General features: G+C 61.7%; 22 protein-coding genes and 1 pseudogene. 11 read left to right on the forward strand and 12 right to left on the reverse strand.

The features are described 5' to 3' along the window. Nucleotides 1–560: 560 nt before the first annotated feature. Nucleotides 561–1,762, forward strand: a pseudogene (locus NKH05_RS13415) (IS256 family transposase). Between the two features lie 87 nt (nucleotides 1,763–1,849). Here the strand turns inward: NKH05_RS13415 and NKH05_RS13420 are convergent. The 3 genes from NKH05_RS13420 to NKH05_RS13430 form a co-directional block, all read right to left on the reverse strand. After that, the gene (locus NKH05_RS13420; protein ID WP_353025548.1) at nucleotides 1,850–2,821 is read right to left on the reverse strand and encodes an oxygenase MpaB family protein; all 972 of its coding nucleotides are present in this window, start codon (nucleotides 2,819–2,821) and stop codon (nucleotides 1,850–1,852) included. Between the two features lie 94 nt (nucleotides 2,822–2,915). Next, complete coding sequence (locus NKH05_RS33120; protein ID WP_023718681.1) at nucleotides 2,916–3,161, reverse strand: hypothetical protein; 246 nt, start codon at nucleotides 3,159–3,161, stop codon at nucleotides 2,916–2,918. Nucleotides 3,162–3,190: 29 nt separating this feature from the next. Continuing rightward, nucleotides 3,191–3,964, reverse strand: a complete 774-nt coding sequence (locus tag NKH05_RS13430; RefSeq protein ID WP_023718680.1) for a sulfite exporter TauE/SafE family protein — start codon at nucleotides 3,962–3,964, stop codon at nucleotides 3,191–3,193. Between the two features lie 845 nt (nucleotides 3,965–4,809). Here NKH05_RS13430 and NKH05_RS13435 point away from each other — a divergent pair. The 4 genes from NKH05_RS13435 (at nucleotide 4,810) to NKH05_RS13450 (ending at nucleotide 7,272) form a co-directional block, all read left to right on the forward strand. Then, nucleotides 4,810–5,259, forward strand: coding sequence for a thiosulfate oxidation carrier protein SoxY (locus NKH05_RS13435; protein WP_023718679.1), 450 nt, complete (start codon nucleotides 4,810–4,812; stop codon nucleotides 5,257–5,259). Nucleotides 5,260–5,298: 39 nt separating this feature from the next. Then, complete coding sequence (soxZ, locus tag NKH05_RS13440; RefSeq protein ID WP_084642623.1) at nucleotides 5,299–5,601, forward strand: thiosulfate oxidation carrier complex protein SoxZ; 303 nt, start codon at nucleotides 5,299–5,301, stop codon at nucleotides 5,599–5,601. 90 nt (nucleotides 5,602–5,691) lie between these two features. After that, a complete protein-coding gene (locus NKH05_RS13445) occupies nucleotides 5,692–5,997 on the forward strand; it encodes a c-type cytochrome (protein ID WP_023718677.1) in 306 nt (101 codons plus the stop codon). A gap of 6 nt (nucleotides 5,998–6,003) precedes the next feature. Further along, the gene (locus NKH05_RS13450; RefSeq protein ID WP_023718676.1) at nucleotides 6,004–7,272 is read left to right on the forward strand and encodes an NAD(P)/FAD-dependent oxidoreductase; all 1,269 of its coding nucleotides are present in this window, start codon (nucleotides 6,004–6,006) and stop codon (nucleotides 7,270–7,272) included. Nucleotides 7,273–7,280: 8 nt separating this feature from the next. Here NKH05_RS13450 and NKH05_RS13455 read toward each other — a convergent pair whose 3' ends face one another. From NKH05_RS13455 to NKH05_RS13495, 9 genes are all read right to left on the reverse strand, one after another. Next, nucleotides 7,281–9,407, reverse strand: a complete 2,127-nt coding sequence (locus NKH05_RS13455; RefSeq protein ID WP_023718675.1) for a heavy metal translocating P-type ATPase — start codon at nucleotides 9,405–9,407, stop codon at nucleotides 7,281–7,283. Between the two features lie 56 nt (nucleotides 9,408–9,463). Then, nucleotides 9,464–10,192, reverse strand: coding sequence for an urease accessory protein UreH domain-containing protein (locus NKH05_RS13460; RefSeq protein ID WP_031193909.1), 729 nt, complete (start codon nucleotides 10,190–10,192; stop codon nucleotides 9,464–9,466). A 30-nt stretch (nucleotides 10,193–10,222) separates the two neighbouring features. After that, on the reverse strand, nucleotides 10,223–10,345 hold the full coding sequence (locus tag NKH05_RS13465; RefSeq protein WP_352450399.1) for a hypothetical protein: 123 nt from the start codon (nucleotides 10,343–10,345) through the stop codon (nucleotides 10,223–10,225). Between the two features lie 153 nt (nucleotides 10,346–10,498). After that, entirely contained in the window at nucleotides 10,499–10,723 is a 225-nt protein-coding gene (locus tag NKH05_RS13470; protein WP_023718671.1) for a hypothetical protein, read from the reverse strand. Between the two features lie 151 nt (nucleotides 10,724–10,874). Beyond that, nucleotides 10,875–12,539 (reverse strand): cbb3-type cytochrome c oxidase subunit II, encoded by a 1,665-nt coding sequence (locus NKH05_RS13475; protein WP_023718670.1) that lies wholly within the window; start codon nucleotides 12,537–12,539, stop codon nucleotides 10,875–10,877. Beyond that, nucleotides 12,536–13,978: a cbb3-type cytochrome c oxidase subunit I gene (locus NKH05_RS13480; protein WP_023718669.1), complete on the reverse strand. Its 1,443-nt coding sequence runs from the start codon at nucleotides 13,976–13,978 to the stop codon at nucleotides 12,536–12,538. Before NKH05_RS13480 ends, NKH05_RS13475 begins: the two co-directional genes overlap by 4 nt. 145 nt (nucleotides 13,979–14,123) lie before the next feature. Continuing rightward, on the reverse strand, nucleotides 14,124–14,585 hold the full coding sequence (locus NKH05_RS13485) for a c-type cytochrome (protein WP_023718668.1): 462 nt from the start codon (nucleotides 14,583–14,585) through the stop codon (nucleotides 14,124–14,126). Between the two features lie 11 nt (nucleotides 14,586–14,596). Next, nucleotides 14,597–15,742, reverse strand: a complete 1,146-nt coding sequence (locus NKH05_RS13490; protein ID WP_023718667.1) for a metallophosphoesterase family protein — start codon at nucleotides 15,740–15,742, stop codon at nucleotides 14,597–14,599. A 90-nt stretch (nucleotides 15,743–15,832) separates the two neighbouring features. Continuing rightward, nucleotides 15,833–16,531: a carboxypeptidase regulatory-like domain-containing protein gene (locus NKH05_RS13495; RefSeq protein ID WP_502897183.1), complete on the reverse strand. Its 699-nt coding sequence runs from the start codon at nucleotides 16,529–16,531 to the stop codon at nucleotides 15,833–15,835. Between the two features lie 196 nt (nucleotides 16,532–16,727). On the opposite strand from NKH05_RS13495, the gene NKH05_RS13500 reads away from it, so the two are divergent. From NKH05_RS13500 to NKH05_RS13530, 6 genes are all read left to right on the forward strand, one after another. Then, nucleotides 16,728–17,333 (forward strand): SCO family protein, encoded by a 606-nt coding sequence (locus NKH05_RS13500; RefSeq protein ID WP_023718665.1) that lies wholly within the window; start codon nucleotides 16,728–16,730, stop codon nucleotides 17,331–17,333. An 80-nt stretch (nucleotides 17,334–17,413) separates the two neighbouring features. Continuing rightward, nucleotides 17,414–17,656, forward strand: a complete 243-nt coding sequence (locus NKH05_RS13505) for a hypothetical protein (RefSeq protein WP_023718664.1) — start codon at nucleotides 17,414–17,416, stop codon at nucleotides 17,654–17,656. Nucleotides 17,657–17,828: 172 nt separating this feature from the next. Then, nucleotides 17,829–19,085, forward strand: a complete 1,257-nt coding sequence (hemA, locus tag NKH05_RS13510) for a 5-aminolevulinate synthase (RefSeq protein ID WP_353025617.1) — start codon at nucleotides 17,829–17,831, stop codon at nucleotides 19,083–19,085. A 56-nt stretch (nucleotides 19,086–19,141) separates the two neighbouring features. After that, on the forward strand, nucleotides 19,142–20,785 hold the full coding sequence (gene groL / locus NKH05_RS13515) for a chaperonin GroEL (protein WP_023718662.1): 1,644 nt from the start codon (nucleotides 19,142–19,144) through the stop codon (nucleotides 20,783–20,785). Nucleotides 20,786–21,390: 605 nt separating this feature from the next. After that, on the forward strand, nucleotides 21,391–21,810 hold the full coding sequence (locus NKH05_RS13520) for an aquaporin (protein ID WP_352515656.1): 420 nt from the start codon (nucleotides 21,391–21,393) through the stop codon (nucleotides 21,808–21,810). An 812-nt stretch (nucleotides 21,811–22,622) separates the two neighbouring features. Further along, nucleotides 22,623–23,141, forward strand: a complete 519-nt coding sequence (locus NKH05_RS13530) for a recombinase family protein (RefSeq protein WP_023718660.1) — start codon at nucleotides 22,623–22,625, stop codon at nucleotides 23,139–23,141. Nucleotide 23,142: the final 1 nt, after the last annotated feature.

Genomic DNA, 23,142 nt, shown 5'->3' on the forward strand with positions numbered 1-23,142 from the left:
GGAGTTCGGACACGCGGGACGCGCTTGCTCCCCAAGATGGTTTGTACACAGTTGTCAGTCGTCAAGATGAACAGACGAGCCTTCGGATAGTCGGTTCTATCGGCCATATTCTTGTCGCACCGGCGGGCCCCGCTCAGCTGCTGGAGGCGCTTTTGGACCCGCGGATCAGGATCGTGACTTTGACAGTCACCGAGAAGGGCTACACGGTCATCTCGGGCGGCTCCGGCCACGAGCCGGCCCATGCCGGTTTTGACGGTACGACGGCTTCACTGTTGCCGGCAGCCGCCCGGTAGTTTGTTCGCGTCTGCTTGGCGGGCCTGCGTCACGCCCCGCCGTCCAGTGGGCTATCGAGTTCGTGCCTTCAAGACGCGTTAACTAGAAGCTGAACGTCTGCACGACGCGGGTCGCGTCCCCACAGGTGGTGTAGCTCGGCGGTAGCGAAGCCGCTCGCGGGCGCGCCCTCGATAGCGCTGTAGCGAGCGAGCGGCTTTGCGGTGGTCATCGACAGTTCGCCGGTAAGGTCGGGTTGCTGACACCAACCTGATTCGAAGGAACCATCGATGACCGACGACATGATGAACCTGCGCGCGCTCGTGGAGAAGACTCCGGATTCCGATCTCTTGCGCGAGATGATCGGCTTTGCCGCCGAGCGGCTGATGGAGCTGGAGGTTGGCGCCGCCACCGGCGCCGCCTATGGCGAGAAGAGCCCGTTGCGCACGGCCCAGCGCAACGGCTATCGCGAGCGCGACTGGGACACGCGCGCCGGCACCGTCGAGCTGCGCATCCCCAAGCTCAGGAAGGGCTCCTACTTCCCCGGTTTCCTCGAACCGCGCCGCATGGCCGAGAAGGCGCTGACCGCCGTCATCCAGGAGGCCTACGTCCAGGGGATCTCGACCCGCTCGGTCGACGACCTGGTCAAGGCCATGGGCATGAGCGGCATCTCCAAAAAGCCAGGTCAGCCGGCTGTGCGAAGAGATCGACGGCAAGGTCAAAGCGTTCCTTGAAAGTCCCATCGAGGGCGACTGGCCATATCTGTGGATCGACGCCACCTACCTGAAGGTGCGCCGCGGCGGCCGCATCGTCTCGGTCGTCGTCATCATCGCTGTCGGCGTCAACGCGGACGGCCAGCGCGAGGTGCTGGGCATGGAGGTCGGCACGTCTGAGGCCGAGCCGATCTGGACGGAGTTCCTGCGCAAGCTGACCCGCCGTGGCCTGCGCGGCGTCAAGCTCGTCGTCTCCGATGCCCATGAAGGTATCAAGGCGGCCGTCACCAAGGTGCTGTGCGCGACATGGCAGAGGTGCCGCGTCCACTTCATGAGGAACGTGCTGGCCCATGCCGGCAAGAGCGGGCGCCGCGTCGTCTCCGCTTTCATCGCCACCGCCTTCGCCCAGGAAACGCCCGGGGCCGCAAGCACGCAATGGCGCGCCGTCGCCGACCAGATCCGGCCGAAGGTGCCGAAGCTGGCGACAATCATGGACGACGCCGAGCCCGACGTGCTTGCCTACATGACTTTCCCCAAGGAGCACCGCGCCAAGCTGCACTCGACCAACCCGATCGAGCGCCTCAACGGCGAGATCAAGCGGCGCACCGAGGTCGTCGGCATCTTCCCAAATGATGACGCCATCGTCCGCCTGGTTGGCGCGATCCTGCTCGAACAGAACGACGAATGGGCCGTGCAGCGCGCCAGATACATGACGCTGGAAACCATCAGCCAAATGAGCGATGATCCTTCTGATCAGCCTGCCAGCCGTGGCAGGCTGATCAGCCCGGCCCCATGCCGGAGAGCGCGGCGACCAAGCCGTCAGCTACACCACTCCCTGGGACACGATCACGACGCGTGCCTGACATTTAGTCAAGGAACGAACACTGTCCGGTTCTGTGTAGGTTTTCGGATGCCGTTCGGCGATAGAGATAGCTCTCGGAAAGGCCGAGGCGGCGGCACGACTGGACGGCTGGTGATGAATGAAGCACGGTGCTGTCGCAGATTGCACCCGTCGTCTTCACAACAGCACGCTCCCACGGCTTCAAGGTCCAGCGGTCGCCGAGTTCCAACCGCTTGCGGACCCATTGGGGTACGATCTCGACGGCCGCCTTCAGAAGCGGCCGCTGAAGGGGTCGAGCAACTCCCGGCAAGGCGGGAACTTCTTCCATGATCTCCAGGAACTCCGACACGATCGGCGACGCGACGAGTCTTTGCCTCATCACGTCGAACAGCGCGTAAAGCTCGGCCTGAGACGTGGGCGCGCCGACCGCACCATAGAGAAGCGCCACGGGGCGAGCCTCAGCAAACATCGCGTCCCGTTCGAAAAAATGCAGACGATGCACATAGACGTGATAGGCCTCCATGAAACCAAACTCGGCCGTCGCTTGCACCCAGTCCAGCAGCTCCGGGTCGGTGGCGTGGTATGGCTCGCCTTCGCTGGTTCGACCCGAAACGCGCCCATGCATCCTGACCACATCTTCAATCATGGCCTTAGCCTTGGATCGGGGGCCGTAGACCGTGACCAAAGCAGCGAGGCCCGTACGCTGCAATCGTCGGAGCGCGAGGGAGCGGAAGCTGCTGTGCTGCCAAATGGCGTCGCGAACCCGCGGCTCTGCCAATTCGAGCAGCACCGCCGTTACCCCGCCGATGAACAGCGCAACAGGGTTCTTAAAAATGCGCCAGGACACCGAGTTGGGTGGTAACAGCGCCGGCTCGCCTTCCGGAGTCGAGAAGTCCATCTGAGATCCGAGCCGCTGGCGCATGAACGACTGGGCAAGAGTGTCCACACGACGCTCAAGCGGGCGAGGCAGAGAAATGATGCCCGAGTTGCGAAACATGGTACGCCTCGAACTACTGAGAATAGCAAGCGTTAGACCTGTGGCTAGCGGATGCAATATGCACGAACGTCTTTGGTCTTCCCGTCGTTCCAAATCATCCTCGCGCGAAGCCGATGAACCCTGCTTGATCTGCCCTGTTGCCAATGATGATGGAGCAAGGCTCGGGCGTGGTCATCCATGTCACCTCGATCCAGCGCGAGCTTCCGCCGCAGTCGGGCCTCGTCTGCCGATAGGAGAAGGCAAGATCTTGTGGCTTGACGACACCGGCATCGAGCATGAATCCGGCGATCGCGCCGCCCAGCCAGCCCGCTCCGATGCCGATCCTGGTCGAAGTGCTCATTTCCTTGCCTCCGTTCGACTGTCTCACGGTCAGAGCAATCCAGTTAGTTCGAGTGTCTGGTAGCCGGCCAAAAGCGTGATCAGAAATCCCACAAGCCGCAGGAGCGTCCTCTCCCGCAATGTCTTGACCATCCTTCCCGCCAGCGGCGCCGCTAAAACGCCTCCAACGATCAGTCCGGCAACAGATGTTAGGTCGCGGAATTCGCCGGCTTGCTCCCAATGGCCGGTTACAATCGTGGCGAGGAAGCTCAGCGACACTGAAAGTGCAATCAGGAACTCGCTCGCATTGACCGTGCCGATAACGAATCGCGGTTGTCCACCCGCGCCGAGTAGACCGGTGGTGGCAACAGGACCCCAGCCCCCACCGCCTGCGGCGTCCAGGAATCCGGCGGTTGCGCCCAACGGCGCCACGATTTTCAGCTTCACGGGGTTGGTGGGGATACGATGAAACGACCGATATAGTAACCAGCTCCCAATAACCGCGAGATATGCTGTAACGAATGGCTTGACCTGATCTCCGTCAAACGAAGTGAGTACGAAAGCGCCGAGCATACCGCCGCCGACACCAAAGGGGATCAGTCGCCAAAACAGTTTCCAATCGATGTTGCGATGATAAAGATGAGCCGATCCGGAAGCGGCGGTGGTGAACAATTCCGCAGCATGAACTGAAGCTGATGCTTGTGCCGGTGGCACCCCGAAGGTGAGGAGCACCGTCGAAGAGATCACGCCATAGGCCATCCCTAGAGCACCATCGACCGCCTGGGCCAGAAACCCGACGGCTGCGAACAGTAGGAACTCTTCCATGAGTGGCTCCGCGCATGAGTAGCGTCGCGCATAACGAAGCCTCACATGTGCAGTGGCACACCGAGGCTTTATAGCTCGACCAAGCTGCAGTCGTGATGCTCTTGGCACGCAGGAAACGGACCCATGCGTCGGCTTGTTCCGCGAAACTCAGCCCTTAGCGCGGGCCTAATAGCATAATGGCCGCAAGGCCCATGAATGACGCCAATCCCGCCCGGTTTGGTGGCAATGGCGATGACCTGGCTTCAGGGGCATTCCCGTTCTTGCGACAGGGGATAATAAGCAACCGAGAGTTCGGCATTTCTTGAATTGAAGGTCACTAGCAAGACGCTGACCTGACCTTCAACGTGCAATGTCGGCTTCTGGTGCACGTTGTCCTCCGAAATGTTGTGCGCCTGATCTCTAGTCGGACTAGCCGAGACTGAGACGAGCCAGCGCGTGGGTCCAAATCGCTCGGCGACGCCGCGACATCGTGCGGTGCGACCCATTAGTCCGGAACCGGAATTTATGACCTTAACCGGTCCTTCTTCAGCCTTATCATGAATGTCGCACATGCTTGTAAATCCGACATTGCGCTGGCGCTGTTCAGAGCGCTCCAGTTAGTTTGAGCGTCTGATAGCCGGGCAAGAGCGTGCTTAGAAATCCGACAAACGCAGGAGCGTCCTTTTCCTGCAATGTCTTGACCGTTTTGAGGGCGGCTAAGAGATCTTGGGCACTTCTAAGAGATTTGCTCGCAGCGGTTGGCGGTGCTAAACTTCAAAGCTGCCGCACTGATGTGTCCGATTGCGCCGCCTCCTGCCGCTGTTGATGTGTGTCTTCGGAGTGACGCAAAAAAGGCGGAGACCGGGATGATGAGCTTGACGCGCCGGGATGTGTTGATCGCCGGGAGTGCAGGGTTTGCCGGAGTCGCGCTCTTATCGCCGCAGAGCGCGCGTGCGAACGATGAAGCGCTGGATCTCGTCGAACAGTTCACCGGACGGACAGCCACGGTGTCGGATCGCCTTCACCTGATAATGCCGACATACTTCCCGACCGGCTATACCGTGCCCATGAGTCTTTACATCGACAGCCCCATGACTGAGGCCGACCATGTGAGGCAAATGCGCGTGTTCGCGCCGCGGAACCCGCTTATCGAAGTCGCCAGTTTCCATTTCGTCCCCCAACGCAGCCTGCCCCGCGTGTCGACCCGCATCCGCCTTGCCAAACCGCAGCATGTCATCGCTGTCGCCGAAATGAATGACGGCAATTTGCTGATGACCACGACGTGGGTCCGTGTCGCCACAGATGGCTGTGCCTGAGAACGGAGAGAGACAGTGACTACCGCAACACCACGCGTGATCGTGCCGAGCGCTGCGGCGAAGGGAGAGTTTTTTCAGGTCAAGACCATCATCAGCCATGAGATGGAAACAGGGCTGCGCCATGATGATCAAGGCAATGTAATCCCGCGCAAGATCATCAACAGGTTTGTCTGCCGCTACAACCAATCCGTGGTGTTCAGCGTCGATCTCCACGAGGCGATTTCGGCTAACCCGTTCTTCGAATTTTCCCTGCGCGCGACGGAGAGCGGCCGGCTCGATTTCGTATGGGAGGAGGACGGCGGTGCCGTCTACACGTTGTCGCACCGGCTCACGGTCGGTTGAGGTGGCGACGCAATCGAGCTGCGCGAGTTATGGCGTGACAAGTTGAGTGGGAGCGTGACCGGAAAACTCCGAAACAGACGGGTATTCAGCATGCGTCCCGTCGCGAGATCTGCGATTGCCACGGGCCTCGTGCTTCTCGTCAGCCAATCCGGCGCGGCGGCGGGGGCCGATCAAGGCGCTCAACTCGCCGCGACCTGTGCGTCCTGCCATCGCCTCGATGGCGGCGGCACAGGCATTCCCAGCATCATCCGGCTTGGTGAGGAGAGGCTCACCAACGCCCTGCTTGCCTACCGGGCGAGCGAGAGTCCAAATCACATCATGCACGCTATCGCGCTGTCGCTCAGCGACGAGGAGATCGCGAGCGTCGCGCGCTATGTCGCAGCGCAGGGAAAGTAGCGCGCCATGAAATTCTGGACGCGTCGCGAGTTCGGCCGCCTGACTGGAGCAGCGTTGCTAACGGCGCTCAACCAGCCGAAGGCGCGGGGCCAGGCCAAGGCGCGTGTCGTCGTGATCGGCGGCGGCATCGGCGGCGCAACGGTCGCCAGATATCTCGCCGTCAGCGCCACGGCTATCGAGGTGACCCTGGTCGAACCGCGACAGAGCTACACGACCTGCTTTTTCAGCAATCTCTATCTCGCCGGGCTCCGCCCGTTCAAATCGCTCAGTCATGGTTATGAAGCGCTGGCAAAACAATATGGCATCACCGTCATTCATGAGTCCGCTGAAGCGATTCACCCGGCGGCGAAAACCGTTGCGCTGAACAACGGTTCGAAGCTCAGCTACGACCGTCTCGTTGTTGCGCCAGGCATCGCATTCAGGGATCGGGCGCTTAGGGGCTATGACGAAGCTGCGATGGAGATCATGCCGCACGCCTGGAATGCAGGGCCGCAAACCAGCCTGTTGCGCCAGCAATTGGAAAGCATGGAGGACGGCGGCCTATTCGTCATCGTCGTCCCGCCGAATCCATTTCGCTGTCCGCCCGCCCCCTATGAGCGCGCTTCGCTCATCGCCTCCTATTTCCAGCGCAGCAAACCCAAGGCCAAAATTCTGATCCTCGATTCGAAAGACAGCTTCAACGCGCAGGACCTGTTCCAGGACGCTTGGAACCGCCACTATCCGGGAATGATCGAATGGCTACCGGCCCAGTTCACTGGCGGGGTCACGGCGATCGACGCGAAGACCCGGTCGGTGATCACCGAGGGAGCAACATTCAAGGCCGCGGTGGCCAATGTCATCCCGGCGCAAATGGCCGGGCGCTTGGTGCAGCAGGCAGGGCTCGCCAATCAGTCGGGCTGGTGTCCGGTCGATCCGGTCACCTTCGAATCGGCGCTGCAGCCCGGCGTCCATCTGGTCGGCGACGCGATCATCGGCGGGGATATGCCGAAATCCGCCTTCTGCGCCAACAGCCAGGCCAAAGCCTGCGCCTTTGCCATCGCGGCCGATCTCACCGGATCAGCGCGTTTCCCGGCGCATTTGTTCAACACCTGCTACACCTATCTCGCCCCCGACGATGCGTTCAGCAACGCCATCAGCTTCAAGCCCGTCGACGGAAAGCTCAAGAGCGTCATCAGCTTCGTCAGCAAGGTCGAGGAAAGCTCCGAGGTCCGCCGGCAGGCAGCGCGCGCGGCGGAAGGCTGGTACGACGCCTTCACGCACGACGTGTTTGGCTGAAACGAAACTCAACTCCGCTCGACGGCCGGGCCGGCCATTGCGGAAATGCCGGCACCATTCTGGGCGCGCTCCGCCTCGGCGCCGGATCGTTGCTCCGGGATCAGCGTTGCAACAGGATCGGGCAGCCGCTCCAGCCGCAGCGAATTCACCACCACGAGGATGCTCGAGCCGGCCATGACCGCCGCCGCAAGGATTGGCTGCAGAAGTCCGAATGCTGCGAACGTCAGGGCGACGAGATTGTAACCGAACGCCCACATAAGGTTGGTCAAGATGGTCCTGCGCACCGCGCGGGCCACGTCGACGATCCAGGGCAGCATCCACAATCCGTCCGCAGGCAGCACGAGCGCCGCAGTCTCGCGGGCGAGATCGGTGGCGGAGCCGACGGCAATACCGACATCTGCGGCGGCCAGAACTGGCCCGTCATTCAGTCCATCGCCGACCATTGCCACCGCATCGTGGTCATGGCGGAGCCGATCCAGGGCCAGCCGTTTGGCCTCCGGCGAAAGGCCCGCTTGGACGTCCTTGATCCCGACCAGGGCCGCGATCCGCTCCGCCGCTTGCGCCAAGTCGCCGGTCAACAGCGTGGCGTCGAGCCCGCGCTCACGCAGGGCCGCGATCGCGGCCTGCGCCTCGGGAAGCGGCGAATCATCGAGCGACAGCACGGCGTGAACCCGCTCGCCCCAACCGACATAGACCACCGAATGACCGCTCGCCTCCAGCGACCGCGCACGCTCGGCCAGCGACGGGGGAAGCGGCCAGCCCAGATCATTCATCAATCTGCCGTTCCCTGCCGCCACGGGCCGGCCTTCGGCGCTGCCGCGGATGCCACGGCCGGGAACCATCCGGACCTCGCGGGTGACGAGCGGCGTGATGCCCCGCTGAGCGGCGGCTGCCGCGATGGCCCGCGCCAGACCATGCTCGGAATGGCGCTCCAGACCGGCGGCGCGCGCCAGTACTTCGTCGATGCCGACCTCCTCGCGGTCGACGCCGACGAGACGCGCTTTGCCCGCCGTCAGAGTGCCGGTCTTGTCGAAGGCGAGCAACCGTACACGCGCCAGGGTCTCGAGCACGCCGGGGTCGCGGACGAGGCAGCCGTGCCGCGCCAGCCGGCCGATGCCGAGCGATATCGCCATCGGAGCAGCGAGGCCGACTGCACAAGGACAGGCAACCACCAGCACCGAGAGGCCAATCAGCAACGCCCGATCGAACGGCAATGACTGGGCCCAGTAAACGATCGTCAGCCCGCCGAGGGCGAGGACGAGCGGCACGGACACGCCAACGACGCGATCGGCAAGGCGCTGGGTTGGACTGCGACGGCCCAGCGCTTCGCGCACCGACCGGCAAATCCGTGCCCAGCGGGTTGCGGTTCCGTCACCGCTGCTTTGGATCAGGAGCGGGCCGTCGATATTGATACTGCCGGCAATCACCTTGGAGCCGGCGCGCTTTGTCACTTGCCGGCTTTCTCCGGTAATCACGGCTTCATCGGTGTTCGATTCCCCCTCGACAACCACGCCGTCGACCGGAATGCGCTCGCCTGGCCGGACCCGCACCAGCATGCCGGCCGTCACCTCCCGCACCGGACGGCGGATCTCTGCCGCGCCATCGACCGCGGTCGCGCTCTCGCTTTCTGCGGCCAGAAGAGGTTCGAGGTCGCGCGCCGCCCTGGCGCGGCCAACAGCCTCGAGATAGCGGCCAACTGTGAATAGCATCAGCACCATCACGGCGGTGTCGAAATAGACATGCGTGCTGCCCTCGAACACGGCAAATGCCGAATAGAGGTAAGCGGCAGCGACGCCAAGCACGATGAGTGCCGACGACGTCACTCGTCCCTGAATGCCATTGAGCCACATGTCGCGCAGATAGGGTCCGCCGAGAATCACCACCGCCGGCGTGGCGAAGATCCAGAGCAAAAAGTGAATCCACGGCAGCACGCCCGCATCGACGCCGGTGAACGCGTCCGAATAGAGGAGGAGGCTGAACATCATGATATTCATGGAGAGAAAGCCTCCGACGCCGAGCTGGATCAGAAGCCAGGCGGCTTCCCACTCTTCGTGTCTGCCGCTCTTCACCTGAAAGGCGATACAACAGCCGTAGCAGCAGAACGCGCAAGCCTCACCGTTGAGCCTGCGCTCCATCGGGCGCAGACCGACGGGGAGCGAACAATGGCTACAGAGGATATCGCCATGCGCAGTCATGCGGGATGCCCGCCCGGCCAGGCAAGGCCGATATGCGCGTCGGAAGGCAGGAGACCACGGCCGAGCGTGATGAGACCGAGCAAAAGAATAAAGCCACCAGCCAGCCGCACGCCGCGCCGCCGCCAGGCTGGCCCGAGTATCCGGCCAACGCCGCCCATCATCAACATCGCGGGGAAGGTTCCCAGTCCGAACGATGCCATGACGAGAAACCCGGGAAGCGCTCCGGCGGTGCTCGCCGCCTGAGCGGCGAAGGCATAGACCAAGGGACATGGCAGGAAGCCGTTGAAAACGCCAAAGGCGAGCGGTGCGGCGCTGCTCCGGGCCGTCAACAGACCGCGCAGGGACAATGCAAATGTGCTGCCGCCAAATCCGATCGCAAGGCGATGAAAGACCTGCAGCAAGCCGAAGAACTGCAACGCCATGGCAATCATGAGCAGGCCAGCGACGATCGCGAGAATTCGTTGGGCGATGTCGAGGGAGCCGTTCAAGAGCGGCGCCGCCGTTAGCCCTTGCGTGGTGCAGATGACCTGACCGATCGCGCCCGCGAGCCCGCCCAGAAAGCAATAGGTTGTCAATCGGCCGGTATTATAGAGCAGGTGGCGAAGGACGGTTGCGCCTCCCCCTCGCTGATCGCGGCCCAGCGCGCAGGCAAAGCCGCCGCACATGCCGATGCAATGAAAGCTGCCTGCAAATCCAGCGGCGAAGATCACGAGGTAGTACATCATTGGCGTTTGCGCAGTGGCGCGGACGCGGCGCTATTGCCGCACAAGATACAAAAGAAAGAGGATAAAGCCGACGGTGCAGCCGCCATAGATGAGGAAGCCAAGCATCTGCGGCAAGCCGGCGTCAGCAAGCTTGAAGACGGTATCCTGTAGCATCCGCTGCTCCTATGTCAGCCGAAATAAAGACGAAGCACGTTTATCGCCACCTCGAAGCACAGGAAAAGGAGGTTCAATGCGGCGACCCCAAGGAGAATTTTGGCTATCATCGTCTCCATCACTCCTGTCTTGCTAGCCCTTGCGACCGTCTACTTAGAACAGACGGCCGGGCCCGAGCCCGCCCCAATAAACATACATGTAGTACAGCCCCCAGGCGAACAGCAGCACGTAGACGACGAGAAGCCATAGCGGAATGAATCCCACACGCGCCTGTATCAGGCCGCCGGCATAGTCCTCCAGTTCAGGGTGCGAGCTTTGACGCACATCCAGTTCCGGATGCGTCGGGCTCTCCGGATCGCTGCTCTGCAGATCGCTCATTCTCCATTTCCCTTTCAAAAAACCCGTTGGCGGCTTTATCGGTGCCGCTCAACGCGCCGGATAGGACGCCCCAGATGAACAAGAACAGGGCCGCCAGGCTCATCAGCATGGCGCCCGCATAGGGTCCGGTGACTTCAAAACCGAGCATGCGCTAACCTCCGGTGGGCGCCTGTTCCTCGCCAGGCGGAGCTGGCGGGCCGGACGCCGGCACCGACGGATCGGGCACATAGGCTCGCTCCGGCTTGTCAGCGACCAGTTTCAGATCGTTCAGCGCCGCGCGGGTCTCCTTCTTGATCGACAGCGGCTGCAGCGAGAGCGGGTCTTTATAGGCGGAAAGCGCCACCACGAAATAGGAAAGCGCCCACCGGTCCTCGTCCGGAAAGGCATCCCGATAGGACGGCATCGGCGTGCCGCTGAGGCCGGTAGTTATCGTCCGGAAGATGTCTTCGACGGCCGGGCCAGACTTGAACTGGCCGCTGGTGAGGTCGGCCGGCACGGTGGCGAACCCGATATCATCCTTAAGGCCCGCCGCCTTCTCGCCGTCGCCCTTGCCAGCTTGGCCGTGGCACTCCCAGCACTTCGCCACCTGCCAAACCTCCTTGCCACGGTCCAGCATCGTCTGGGACGGGGTCGGCGGGCGCCCGATATACAACGGTGGGCCAGGCGGTTCCTCGACGAAGAAAGCGTAAGGACTGGCGGGATTGGAACGGTCAACCGCTAGCTCATACTTAATGTACTGGATCACCGCCAGGCGATCGTTGAGCGGCAGTTCGTACCAAGGGGGCATTGCCGTGCCGCGGATGCCGCGAGTAATGGTGCGCAGCATGTCGCCGTCCGTGGGCAGGGGCTCCTTTGTCAATCTGAACTTGAAGACTGCGGACGTGAAATTCCTGGGCCGCTGGTTAAACATAAAGGTGGCGGCCGGCCCGTTGCCGTCGCCTTTGGCACCGTGGCAACCGATGCAGCGGCGCTCATAGACTTCCTTGCCATAAGCAATCCATTCCTCGGAGCGCGGCATCGTCGCATCCATGACCTCCAGGCTTTGCGGCTCGAAAAGATCGCGCCATTTACCCCGGTTCGTGCCGAGCTTCTGGACGTAGGAAACAAGCGCCGCCAGCGATTCCGTCTCCGCCGCGATGCTGACGGTTTCGCCTGTGTATTCGTCGTTCGGCGTCAGGATGATCGGCTTTCTTTCGCGCGCCTTCAGCGGCACGAACAGCAACCCGTACGCATTGGGCGTCAGCTGGATCGCTTGCTTGCTGTCGAAGTCGAACAGGCCTTTGGTGACCTCTGTCCTTTCCAGGGTCCGATTGCCAGCGCCGTCGTCAACGATACGGACGGCTGCATCTGGCTCGTGGAAGAGGCCGCGATACGGCGCCATTATCGAGTCCGGCACCAGCATCCGCGGATTGTAGAAGTGCGCCAGGTGCCATTCGTCGCTGTATTTCAGGCCGACGCGCGTCAGGTCCGGTCCGATCCGGCGTGTGCCTAACAGGTGCGGCACGTCATAGGCGTATTCGCCCGCCTCGCTGACCGGTCCCCAGCGGCGGATCTCGCCGGTCACCGGCCGCACGAATTGCGAATGGCAGTACCAGCAGCCTTCGCGCAGGTAAATGTTGCGGCCGCGACGCTGCTGCTCGGTGTAGTCCGTCGCTTCTGAAACCGTCCATTTCAGCTGGCCGAAATCCGTGCGCACCACCGAGGTCACGCGCGTAGTTCGCGAGGACGGCTCCACGAAGGGCAGCACGCCCTGCGTGATCACCGCAAGGGTGATGCAGAAGACGCCGGCGAACAGCGCGAAGAAGCGAACGTTCACTGCGCGGGCCCTCCCGCCGGGGCCGGGATAGGCGCCTCCACCGGCCCGCGGGCGCGTCGCGCCTCAGCCGCCGGGCTGGTCAGTGCGGTCAGCATCAGATTCACCACCAGCAGCGACATACCGATATCCATGCTGATGCCTGCCAGGGTCCGCGCCAGCCAGTAGGGCTTCACCCAGACGAGCGAGTCGAGCCATTCGACCCCATTCATCCATTGATAACCCTGCTGCAGCCCGCCGGCTGTGAGGACCAGGCCCATGGTCGTGATGCCGACGGTGATCAGCCAGAACGACCAGTTGCCGAGCTTGAAGGACCAGAGTTCGCGCCCGAACAGCCGCGGCCAAGTATAGAGGAGGCCCCCCATCGCCCAGACGACGAAGGTGCCGAACACGGTGAGATGCGAATGCGAGATGACGAAATCGGTGAAATGGGTCGGCTGCTGCAGCTGCCGCAGCGCCTCGGTCGAGCCCTGGAAGCAGCCGACGAGATACATGAGCGAGCCCATGATCAGGAACTTCGCCGGCAAGTTCCTGCCGAACTCATGCCACCTGCCCATCATGGTGCCGAAGAAGTTCACCAGCACCGTCCACACCGGAATGATCAGCAGCATCGACGTGACGACGGCCAAGGTCTCGGCCCAGTCCGCGATCGGGCTGTAGAGGTAATGGTGGATGCCGACGAACGGGTAGAACAGTGCCAGGGACCAGAAGCCTACCAGCGAGAGCTTATGGGCATAGAGCGGATTTCGCGCGCTGACCGGCAGGAAATAGTAGATGATCACGTAGCCCGCGGGCGTTATCCACAGCCCGACGATGTAGTGGAGATAGAGGCCATGGAAGGCGGCGCTGTTGATGCCCGAGATCGTGTATGGCAGGATGAAGCTTCCAAGCACGAAGTTCATCGTCGTCCACACGAAAGTGGCGATCAGGTACCATAGCGCGACATAGATCGCCGGCTCCAGCCTTCGACTGATCGTGATCAGGAACTGCGCGGTAGCAACAGCCACCACGATGAAGAATGCGACCTTCGCGTAGAGCGGAAGCTCTCCGGCTTCCAAACCGTCACTGTCGCCGAGCAGCAAGCCGACCAAACCGGCAAGCGTTGCGACGTTCCAGACCCATGCGAGAAGAACCGACCACTCCGACCATATCACCCGCACCCCCGACAGACGCGGCACGAGATAGTAGCAAAGGCCGATGAAAAGCGTCGAGAAGGCGCCGAAGATGACACCGTTGACGTGGACCGGGCGCAGCCGGCCGAAGGTGAGCTCGAGGTTCCCCGATCCGAGATAGTCGGGGTAGTTGAAGGTGCCCGAGATCATGACGCCGACGGATGGCGTCACCATCAGCCAGAACATGCCGAAATAAAGCCAGGTCCGCACGACCCGTTTGTCGACCAGCGCATCCAGGTCCACATTCGCGAACTTGCCGCGCAGCTCCATCGCAGTCTCTGCCAACGCATGGCCCTCCCCGCGCGGTTCAAGGGCCGCACGACTGCTTTAAGCCCACCGTTCCCCATCGAGGTGTCACTCCGATGGCGGACTCGCTTCGCGCTCCCTGAAGCCGGTGCCCCGGCTATCGACGAGACTAGTATTTGCCTGGCACCAACACCGAGCCGCTGTTCGACCAGGTGATGTACGCCTCGAGCGCCTTCATCGCCTCCGATTCGGGATCGATCTTCTCGCCCTGGCTCGGTTTCTCGATGCACCAGTTGATCATGTCGCGCAGTGTCGCGAACTTGGCCATCGACGCCTGGAACTTCGGGAACGCCTGCGGGTGGGTATCGGAGGCCATCGGATGGCACATGGCGCAGGCCCACCCGGTGGTCGACAGCTTGACGCCCAACTGCTCCTTCATCGCCGCATCACCATGGAACAGGAGGTCTCCTTTCCTGACCTCCTCCATGAACGCTTCTTGATAGAGTTTCAGCTGCTTTGGCGTTACCGGATCCTTGTTGGCACTGGCCGGCCCGACGACGGCAGCTGCGACGACTGCTCCGGCGACGATGGAACGCCTCAGAATGCAGAGGAATGTCGATGTGTTTATCATAGCCACCACCGTTATGGATTTGCCCATGGGTACTGTTTGTCGGCGATGCGTGACCGTATGACCTCCGCAATGCTCTTGTCGTGGTCCTCCGGCGACTGGACGAACACCTCCTTGCGGCCCCACATGATGTACTCGACATCGACCTTATCGTCGGCGTTGACGTTCACGGTTTCCCAACCGACCCCGTCGAAGGGATCGCCCGGATCGACACGGATCATCGGCTTGGTAAGCTTGGGCAAGCCTTCCGGCGCATACGGCCACGGCCAGGAGGTCGCCAGCATGCCGATCGAGCGCATGCTGCCGATCTCGTTGTAGAGCACCTGGTGCACGTGACCGTGGATGTTGGTGACCTTGGTATAAGGCTTCAGCACGTCATTCACTTCGCGCCAGTCGCGCACCCAGAAGTTCCAGGGCGGGTAGTACTCGTACAGCGGATTATGGCTGAAGATGACGATCGGTTTGGACTTATCCCAGTCGGCGAGTGTCTTCTGCATCCAGTCGAGCTGGTCGCGGCCGACGCCGGCCCACGCGCCGGCAACCGTGCCGTCGAGGGTAGCCATATGGCCCATGCGCTCCTCTGGCGTCATCTTCTTCGCTGTCCAGTAGTCCGGTCCCCGGCTGACCGTATCGAGCCCAATGAAGCGCACGCCCTTGTGATCGAAGGTCCAGTTGGGTTGGCCGAACAACTCGCCCCACTTCTGGCCCATATCCAGATACCAGTCATGCTCGCCCGGGATGTAGTATTTCTTGATCGTCAGATCCTTGAGGAGCTCAACGCCAAGCTCAAGTTCCTCGATCTTTCCGAGCTGGGCCAGGTCGCCGCCGAAGATCAGGAAGTCGGCCGGCGGATCCATGGCCTGGACCTCTTGCACGGCGCGCACCACCTTGTCGACGAAGCGCGTGTTGAGCGATCTCTCGTAGAGATGGGTGTCCGAAATCCAGGCAAACTTGAAGGGCGCTTCGGCGGCGTGAGCGACGTCGATGGTGTTGAGCAGCGGCCACCACGCGAAGGTCTGGCCGACGGAAGCAGCGCCGAACAGCAGCGATCTGTGAATGAAGGTGCGGCGGGTGATTTGGAGCGAGTCGTCGGGGCGTACGCCAGGCTGCTGCAGCACCGCATGCATTTCGCGCCGAATGCGGTCAAGCTCGTCAGACATCAGGGTTCCTCCTCAGTGCAGACCGTTTCTTAAAGCGTCGGTCTTCTCGCAGGAACGCGACCCTGTTGAATCAGTGGGTCGCCCATTTTGTTATTTTTTCAGTTCAATCGTCAGACTGGTGGCCTTATTCTCCTCTACCGTGACGGGCTGCTCGATGGGCCCGGTGAAGGGATGGATCGCCACGAGCTTGTAGTCCCCCGGCGGAACATCGGTTATGCTGAATTTGCCATCGGCGCCGGTGACCGCGTAGTAGGGATTGTCCACCACATAGACCCAGCCCTCCATCCAGCCATGCGCGTCGCAATCGATGCGGACAGTGCCGGCACGCTTCAGTTCGACCGGTATGCGCTGGCCCTTATTGGGCAGCGCCAGGTTGAAGGCGGTGCGCTTGCCATAATAGCCGTGGGTGTTGTGGAGCACTGGGTCGCTGTTGACCACCTCCAACGAACCGGCCGGTATCATCTGCACCGCGGGCTCAAAGCGACATTTGAGGTTGTTAAGTTCAGGCAGCTTTCCGGGCTGCGGCCAGGCCTTTCCCTGTGCCACGTCGACCAGCTGCACCGCCGCGTTCAGCACGGCCTGATCGCTGCCGACTTCGATCAGCGGCTCCTCGCGGGGGTCGCCGCACACCTCGATATTCTTGGTGGGGATGATCTTTGTTGTCGGCACGTCGCCGCGGTAGACGATCGTACCCTCGATCGTTCCGCCTCCCGTGACCGGACCCACTTCGTAGGCTTGCGCAGACGCGGACATTATCGCAACGAAAGAGATCGCCGCTAGTCCGCTCATCAATTCGCGAATCATCATAAAAGCCACCTCCTTCAAGAGAGATGAGGGGCAACTCTCAAAAATAGAGCCAAACCAGTGCCATGTCTAGCCATCCAGCAACAAAATATGATAAAGTGGGTTGGTTTAGGCGAGTTTGTTAATCACAAACACACGCGGGGGTTTTGGCGCGTCATTCTCGAAGTGCCGGAGGTCCTTGATGAAGCGACGGCATCGACTCCTCCGCCCCTGGGCCTACGGTCCGCATCCCCTCTTCTGCATCATATTCGCAGCGGCCCTGTCGATCTGCCAACCGCTCGTGCGAGCTGACACGGCGCCTGTGACGGTCGGTGGCCCATTCACGCTCACGGCGCCGGACGGAACGACGGTCACCGATGAGACTTATCGCGGCAAATGGCTGCTGGTTTTCTTCGGCTATACGTCTTGTCCCGACATCTGTCCGACGACTCTGTCCGAAATCGCCGCGGCGATTGAGGAACTCGGCCCCGACGCCGCAAAACTGCAACCGCTCTTCATCACCGTCGATCCCGAACGCGACACGCCTGAGGTGATGGGAAGCTTTACCGCGGCGTTCGATCCGCGCATCGTAGGGCTGACCGGCAGCGCACAACAAATCGCTGCGGTTTCGGAGGCATATGGCGCCTACGGCGTGGCGCGCCAGGGCGAAGCGGGCGGTGACGACTACCTAATGGATCACGGCACCTACATCTACATCATGAACCCACAGGGGCAATTCGTGGAGGGGCTAGACTCTGACACACCAAGCAGCGGCATTGCCGCTAGGTTGGGTGAACTGGTGCGATGACACGATCCCTGGGATGACGCAGATCACGATTATGCAGTTGATCGATCCATAGAAAGTTGTCTTCCGGAAGGAGAGCGGCCATGCAAAGACATACAAAGGAAGCTTCGGAGCTTAAGGCATTGATCCTCGCGGATCTTCATAAGGAGCCGGGATGCGGGGACGTCACCGATTTTGTGATTCAGCGGCTCGAAACCAAGGAGAACGGGGCAAACTGGACTGTCAAATATCTGGATCCTAATCAAGATAAGGTCTGCGAGACGATTCTGATAAACATAGCGCGAATGTTGCAGCTCAACTTCGACCTTCCTGAACGCGGGTCGTGAGGAACGATGCGAGCGGGATCGGCGTGGATCGCGCTTCGACATAATTCGTATGCAAGCAGGGGAATCGGCGATGGCGGAACCCACAGCGTTGCACACCGGCAAATCTGGCGGCGTAAAGAACGTCATTGCGCCGCGACGATTTGGACCTCCGATGACCGGAGATGCGGGCGATATGGCCGATGGGCAAGGCGGTATCTTGGAGCCAGGCATTACGAGTTATGACGGTTTCTTTGCGGATGCGATCGCGCGTCTGCAGGGGGAATGGCGCTACCGTGTGTTCGCGGACCTGGAGCGCATCGCCGGACGCTTTCCCAATGCCGTGTGGCATTCCCCGCGTGGACCGAAGGACGTCGTGATCTGGTGCTCCAACGACTATCTCGGGATGGGGCAACACCCAAAGGTGGTCGCCGCCATGGTGGAGACTGCTACCCGCCTGGGAACGGGGGCCGGCGGGACGCGCAATATCTCCGGCACCAGCCATCCGCGCGTAGAGCTCGAGGGCGAGCTTGCCGATCTCCACGGCAAGGAGGCGGCACTGGTCCTCACGTCCGGCTATGTTTCGAACCAGACTGGCATCTCGACCATCGCCAAGCTGATCCCCGGTTGTCTGATCCTGTCCGATGCGCTCAACCACAATTCGATGATCGAGGGCATCCGCCAGTCCGGTAAGGAGAAGAGCATCTTCCGCCATAACGACGTCGATCATCTCGAGGAATTGTTGAAGGCGGCGGGTCCGGATCGGCCAAAACTCATCGTCTTCGAAAGTCTCTATTCGATGGGCGGCGACGTCGCGCCAATCAATCGCATTTGCGACATCGCCGATCGTTACGGCGCAATGACCTATCTCGACGAGGTCCATGCTGTGGGCATTTACGGCCCCCGCGGCGCCGGCATCGCTGCGCGCGACGGCGCCATGAACCGGATCGATGTGATCGAAGGCACGCTCGCCAAGGCTTTCGGCTGCCTCGGCGGCTATATCACGGGAAGTGCTGTGCTGATCGATGCGATTCGTTCCTATGCTCCGGGTTTCATCTTCACCGCCGCGTTGCCGCCGGCGATCTGCGCCGCGGCCACAGCGGCGATCAGGCATCTGAAAGCCTCGCAGTGGGAGCGCAAGCGCCAGCAGGACCGCGTCCGGCGGGTCAAGGCGGCGCTAGGGGCCGCTGCGCTGCCGGTCATCCTGGGCGACACCCATATCGTTCCGGTGGCTGTCGGCGATCCGGCGCATTGCAAAGCGGCGAGCGACCTGCTCCTGAGCGAGCACGGCATCTATATCCAGCCGATCAATTATCCGACCGTGGCGAAGGGAACTGAGCGGCTGCGCATCATGCCGACACCCTGTCATGAGGACATCATGATTGATCGGCTCGCGGCAGCTCTGTTCGATGTCTGGAATCGGCTCGGGCTGCCACGCGACAATCTCGCCTGAGCGGCGAATGAAGCTTCGCCGTTGCCCGGACGTTCCGGGTCTTAAGGTTCAAGGAAATGGCTGCCAAGGAAATCATGTTCTCGTTCGAGGCTCGCGACAGAATGCTGCGCGGCATTGACACCCTGGCGAATGCGGTGAGCGTCACGCTTGGCCCGCTAGGGCGCAACGTCGCGATCGGTAGGGAGCACGGCGCGCCGCGGGTCACGAAGGACGGCGTGACCGTCGCCAGAGAAATCGAACTCGACAACAAGTTCGAGAACATGGGCGCCCAGATGGTGCGCGAGATCGCAACAAGAACTTCCTATCAGGCCGGCGACGGCACGACCACCGCCGTCGTGATCGCGCATGCGATCGTCCGGGAGGGCGCCAAGGCGGTGGCCGCCGGCATGAATCCCATGGACCTGAAGCGCGGCATCGATCTCGCGGTCGAAGCCGTCGTCGCGGAACTCAAGAACAACGCCACGAAGGTCACCTCGAACGTCGAAATTGCGCAAGTCGGCACCATCTCGGCCAACGGCGATAGGGAGATTGGCCGCTGCCTAGCCGACGCCATGAAGAGGGTCGGCAATGACGGCCTGATCACTGTCGAGGACGGGACGTCGCTCGAAACCGAACTCGAATTCGTCGAGGGCATGCAGTTCGACCGCGGCTACATCTCGCCCCATTTCATCACCAATCGCGCAAAGATGCGGGTCGAGATGCAGGATGCCTATGTCCTCATCAGTGAGAAGAAACTGTCCAGCCTGAACGAAATACTGCCGCTGCTGGAGAAGGTGGTGCAGGCCGGCAAGCCGCTGCTCATCATCGCCGAGGATGTCGAGCGTGAGGTGATTGCGGCGCTGGTGGTCAACAAGTTGCGCGGCGCTCTCAAGGTTGCAGCAGTCAAGGCGCCGGCCTACGGAAACCGCCGCAAGGCGATGCTGCAGGATCTCGCGCTGATGGCCGGCGGAACGGTGATCTCGGAGGATTTGGGCATCAAGCTCGAGCATGCTTCCCTCGATATGCTCGGGCGCACCAAGAAGGTGATGATCGACAAGGCAAACACCACGATCGTCGGCGGCGCCGGCAAGCGGGCAAGCATCGAGGCCCGCATCGCTGAGATCAAGCTCGAGCTTGCGGAAACCACCTCCGATTACGACCGCGAGGAGCTCCAGGAGCGGCTGGCCAGGCTCGCCGGTGGCGTCGCCGTGATCCGGGTCGGCGGTGCCACCGAAGTCGAGGTCAGGGAAAAGAAGGATCGCATCGATGACGCGATGAACGCGACAAGAGCCGCGGTCGCAGAGGGCATTCTCCCGGGCGGCGGGGTCGCCTTGCTGCGCGCCGGCAGGGCGCTTAAGAAGCTCAAGGGCGGCAACGAGGACCAGCAGGTCGGCATCGCGATCGTCAGGAAGGCGATCACCTGGCCGGCTCGGCAGATCGCGATCAATGCCGGCCTGGAAGGCTCGGTCGTCATCGCCGGGATCCTCGAAAACGACGACAACGCCTATGGCTACGATGCCCAATCGGGCGTGTACGGGGATCTGGTGTCAAAGGGCATCATCGACCCGGCCAAGGTGGTGCGAACGGCGCTCCAGGGCGCGGCCTCGGTTGCGGGTCTTCTCCTTACAACGGAAGTCATGGTGGCCGAAGTGCCTGGCCCGCCGCCGCCGGAGCTTCCCGGTCACGAGCATCATCATCACGACATGGATATGGATTTCTGAGCGCATTGCGGGCGGCGGAAGCACCGAAGTGTCCGGACTGGATCGGCGCTGGCGACTGCTAGAGAAAGCCCACTCGTCCGAACCGCGGCCAACACAGCAGTATTCGGGATCAACTCCTGGAGGCACTCCCGGCTGAGCCATGATCATCGGTCGGCGATTCCGACGTGACGGTGACAGGCGGGGTGGTTCAATTTTGGGGTGCCTATCGTCCAAAGAGGACCGGGCTGCATCGCGCGTTCTGGCCGAGACTATCGCGGGCCTGCGCGAAGTTCAGGATCATCGGGTCTCGATCGAAAAAATCCCCCCAACCGCGTCTGACGCCACCCGGCAAGCGCGTCGCTTGGTATCCTATCCGTCCGTGTGCGGTAGAGATCTAGCTGCACACAGCCGCATCTTCCGCTTACTGTCGTGGCGGACGGTTGTCCGCGCGCGCAGTGGCTACCCGCTGCGCTGCGGCAAACAAATCCGGTCCATGGCCGCAGCGGCGCACTGCATTCGGCTCCAAGTCGTGAAGAGTGAGGCCTCACAATTCCAAGGGGATATGCTCATGAAAGCGTCGCCGCCGAGCTTTTCGGCACCTTCTTGTCTTCGGCTGCGCGTCAGTGGTGACAGGCGGTTTTGGCGGGCTGCTGCCGGCTCGGTCGCTTGGCATCGGCCTCAGCTTCGGCATCGCTGTAACCGCCCTGGCTTACGCGATTGGGCCACTCTCGGGCGCGCACCTCAATCCGGCCGTCACGCCGTGGACGCCTCCCACAAGGGCCACTTTGTATCCTGTTTCCCACATCGCCGCAGTCCTCAACGAAGGTCTACAGATGGCGCATTTGGTCCTTATCGGCTGCCGCAGAGCCAATCGCTCTCGAGTGCAGGCACTCCAGTGGAGTCCAGACGTTGGATTGGACCTCGACCTCTACAAAAGCACACTGAGCTTCCGGTCGGGCTACGACGGCATTCCGAAGCGATCGCTTCGGCGAGAAGTCGTCGTTCTCAATCGGGCGACCGGGGATACATCGGCGAAGACGGCATAAGGGAGGATGGGCCAGACCGAGCCGACGGAAAGGTCGTAGCCAAGGCCTTGGGGCGCATAGCGCCTGGCCGGGAGGCCGCCGCCAGTCAGACTGACGCGACGCGTCGTTGAGCGAGGTGGAGACCCGAGCGGGCTCGACGAGGGTCCACGGCGGTCACAATGTTGTGGTGATGATCGCAGTAGACGCGATCCGGCGAAGTTGGCCCAGCACAAAAACGATAACCGCCGGGTACTGACGGGTCTTCGCTCACCGGGAAGCGGCACTGATAGAGGCCTAGCTGAATGAGGGGGACGTCTCTCGAAGTTAGTCTGATATTTTCAGGCATGATGGTTTCCTAGTTCATAGCAATTGCCGGCTGACGGCCGCAGTGCGACCCGTCGGGGCGAGCTAGGACAACGGTCGAAGCCAGTCCGTGATTTGAACCTATGGCTTCGGATCGACAATCAGCGGGTTGGCCGCATCCAGGTGGCAAGTGTCCAACAAACTCAGCAGATGATCTTGCTGGCGGCTGTCCTTTTCACACGTCGTCGCATCCGATCTGTACGACCATGCGCCTGGCCCTCTTCCTTAGCACCGCACGGCCTCACATCCTTCACTCCGATGAAACAGTCGGAGAACAAACGGAATGCTGCGGGGCCAAGTGCTTGCATGCGTCAGGCGTTGGAACATGCGCTCGATCCCACGTTAGTTCAGTTCGTGGAAGCTCTTGCGATTGCCGACGCTAGGCGCGATCATCTCGCTGTGAGGCTATCTGCTTCGACACCTAACTTGGATGTCGTCGAAGCAATTGGCTGCAACGGCGAGGTTCGTGAATGATACGCGCAGCCATTTACGCCCGGTTCTCGACCGAGCTGCAGAACGAGAAATCCACCGATGACCAGATCGTCCTTTGTCGCGCGTATGCAGCACGGCATCAGCTTGATGTGGTTGCGGCTTACGAGGACAAAGCTCGCTCGGGAGCTTCGATGTTTGGCCGTGCCGGCCTCATGAGATTGATGGATGCGGCGCGCGAACGAAAGTTTGATGTCGTCATTGTTGAGGCACTCGATCGCCTTTCGCGCGACATGGAGGATCTCGCTGGACTGCACAAACGACTGTCATTCCTAGGGATCGAGATCCAAGCTGTTCACGACGGCACAGCTGACGCAATCTTGATCGGAATACGAGGTTTGGTGGGCCAGATGCAGCGCGAGGATGGCGCAAAAAAGGTACGTCGAGGAATGGCCGGAGTGGTTCGCGACGGGCGCCACGCCGGCGGTCGCGCATTCGGGTATCGGGCAGTTCTTGGGCGTCCCGGTGACTGGAGATCGTTGAAGAGGAGGCTGAGGTAGT

This window comes from Mesorhizobium sp. M1399 (assembly GCF_040317735.1).
Classification (GTDB): domain Bacteria; phylum Pseudomonadota; class Alphaproteobacteria; order Rhizobiales; family Rhizobiaceae; genus Mesorhizobium.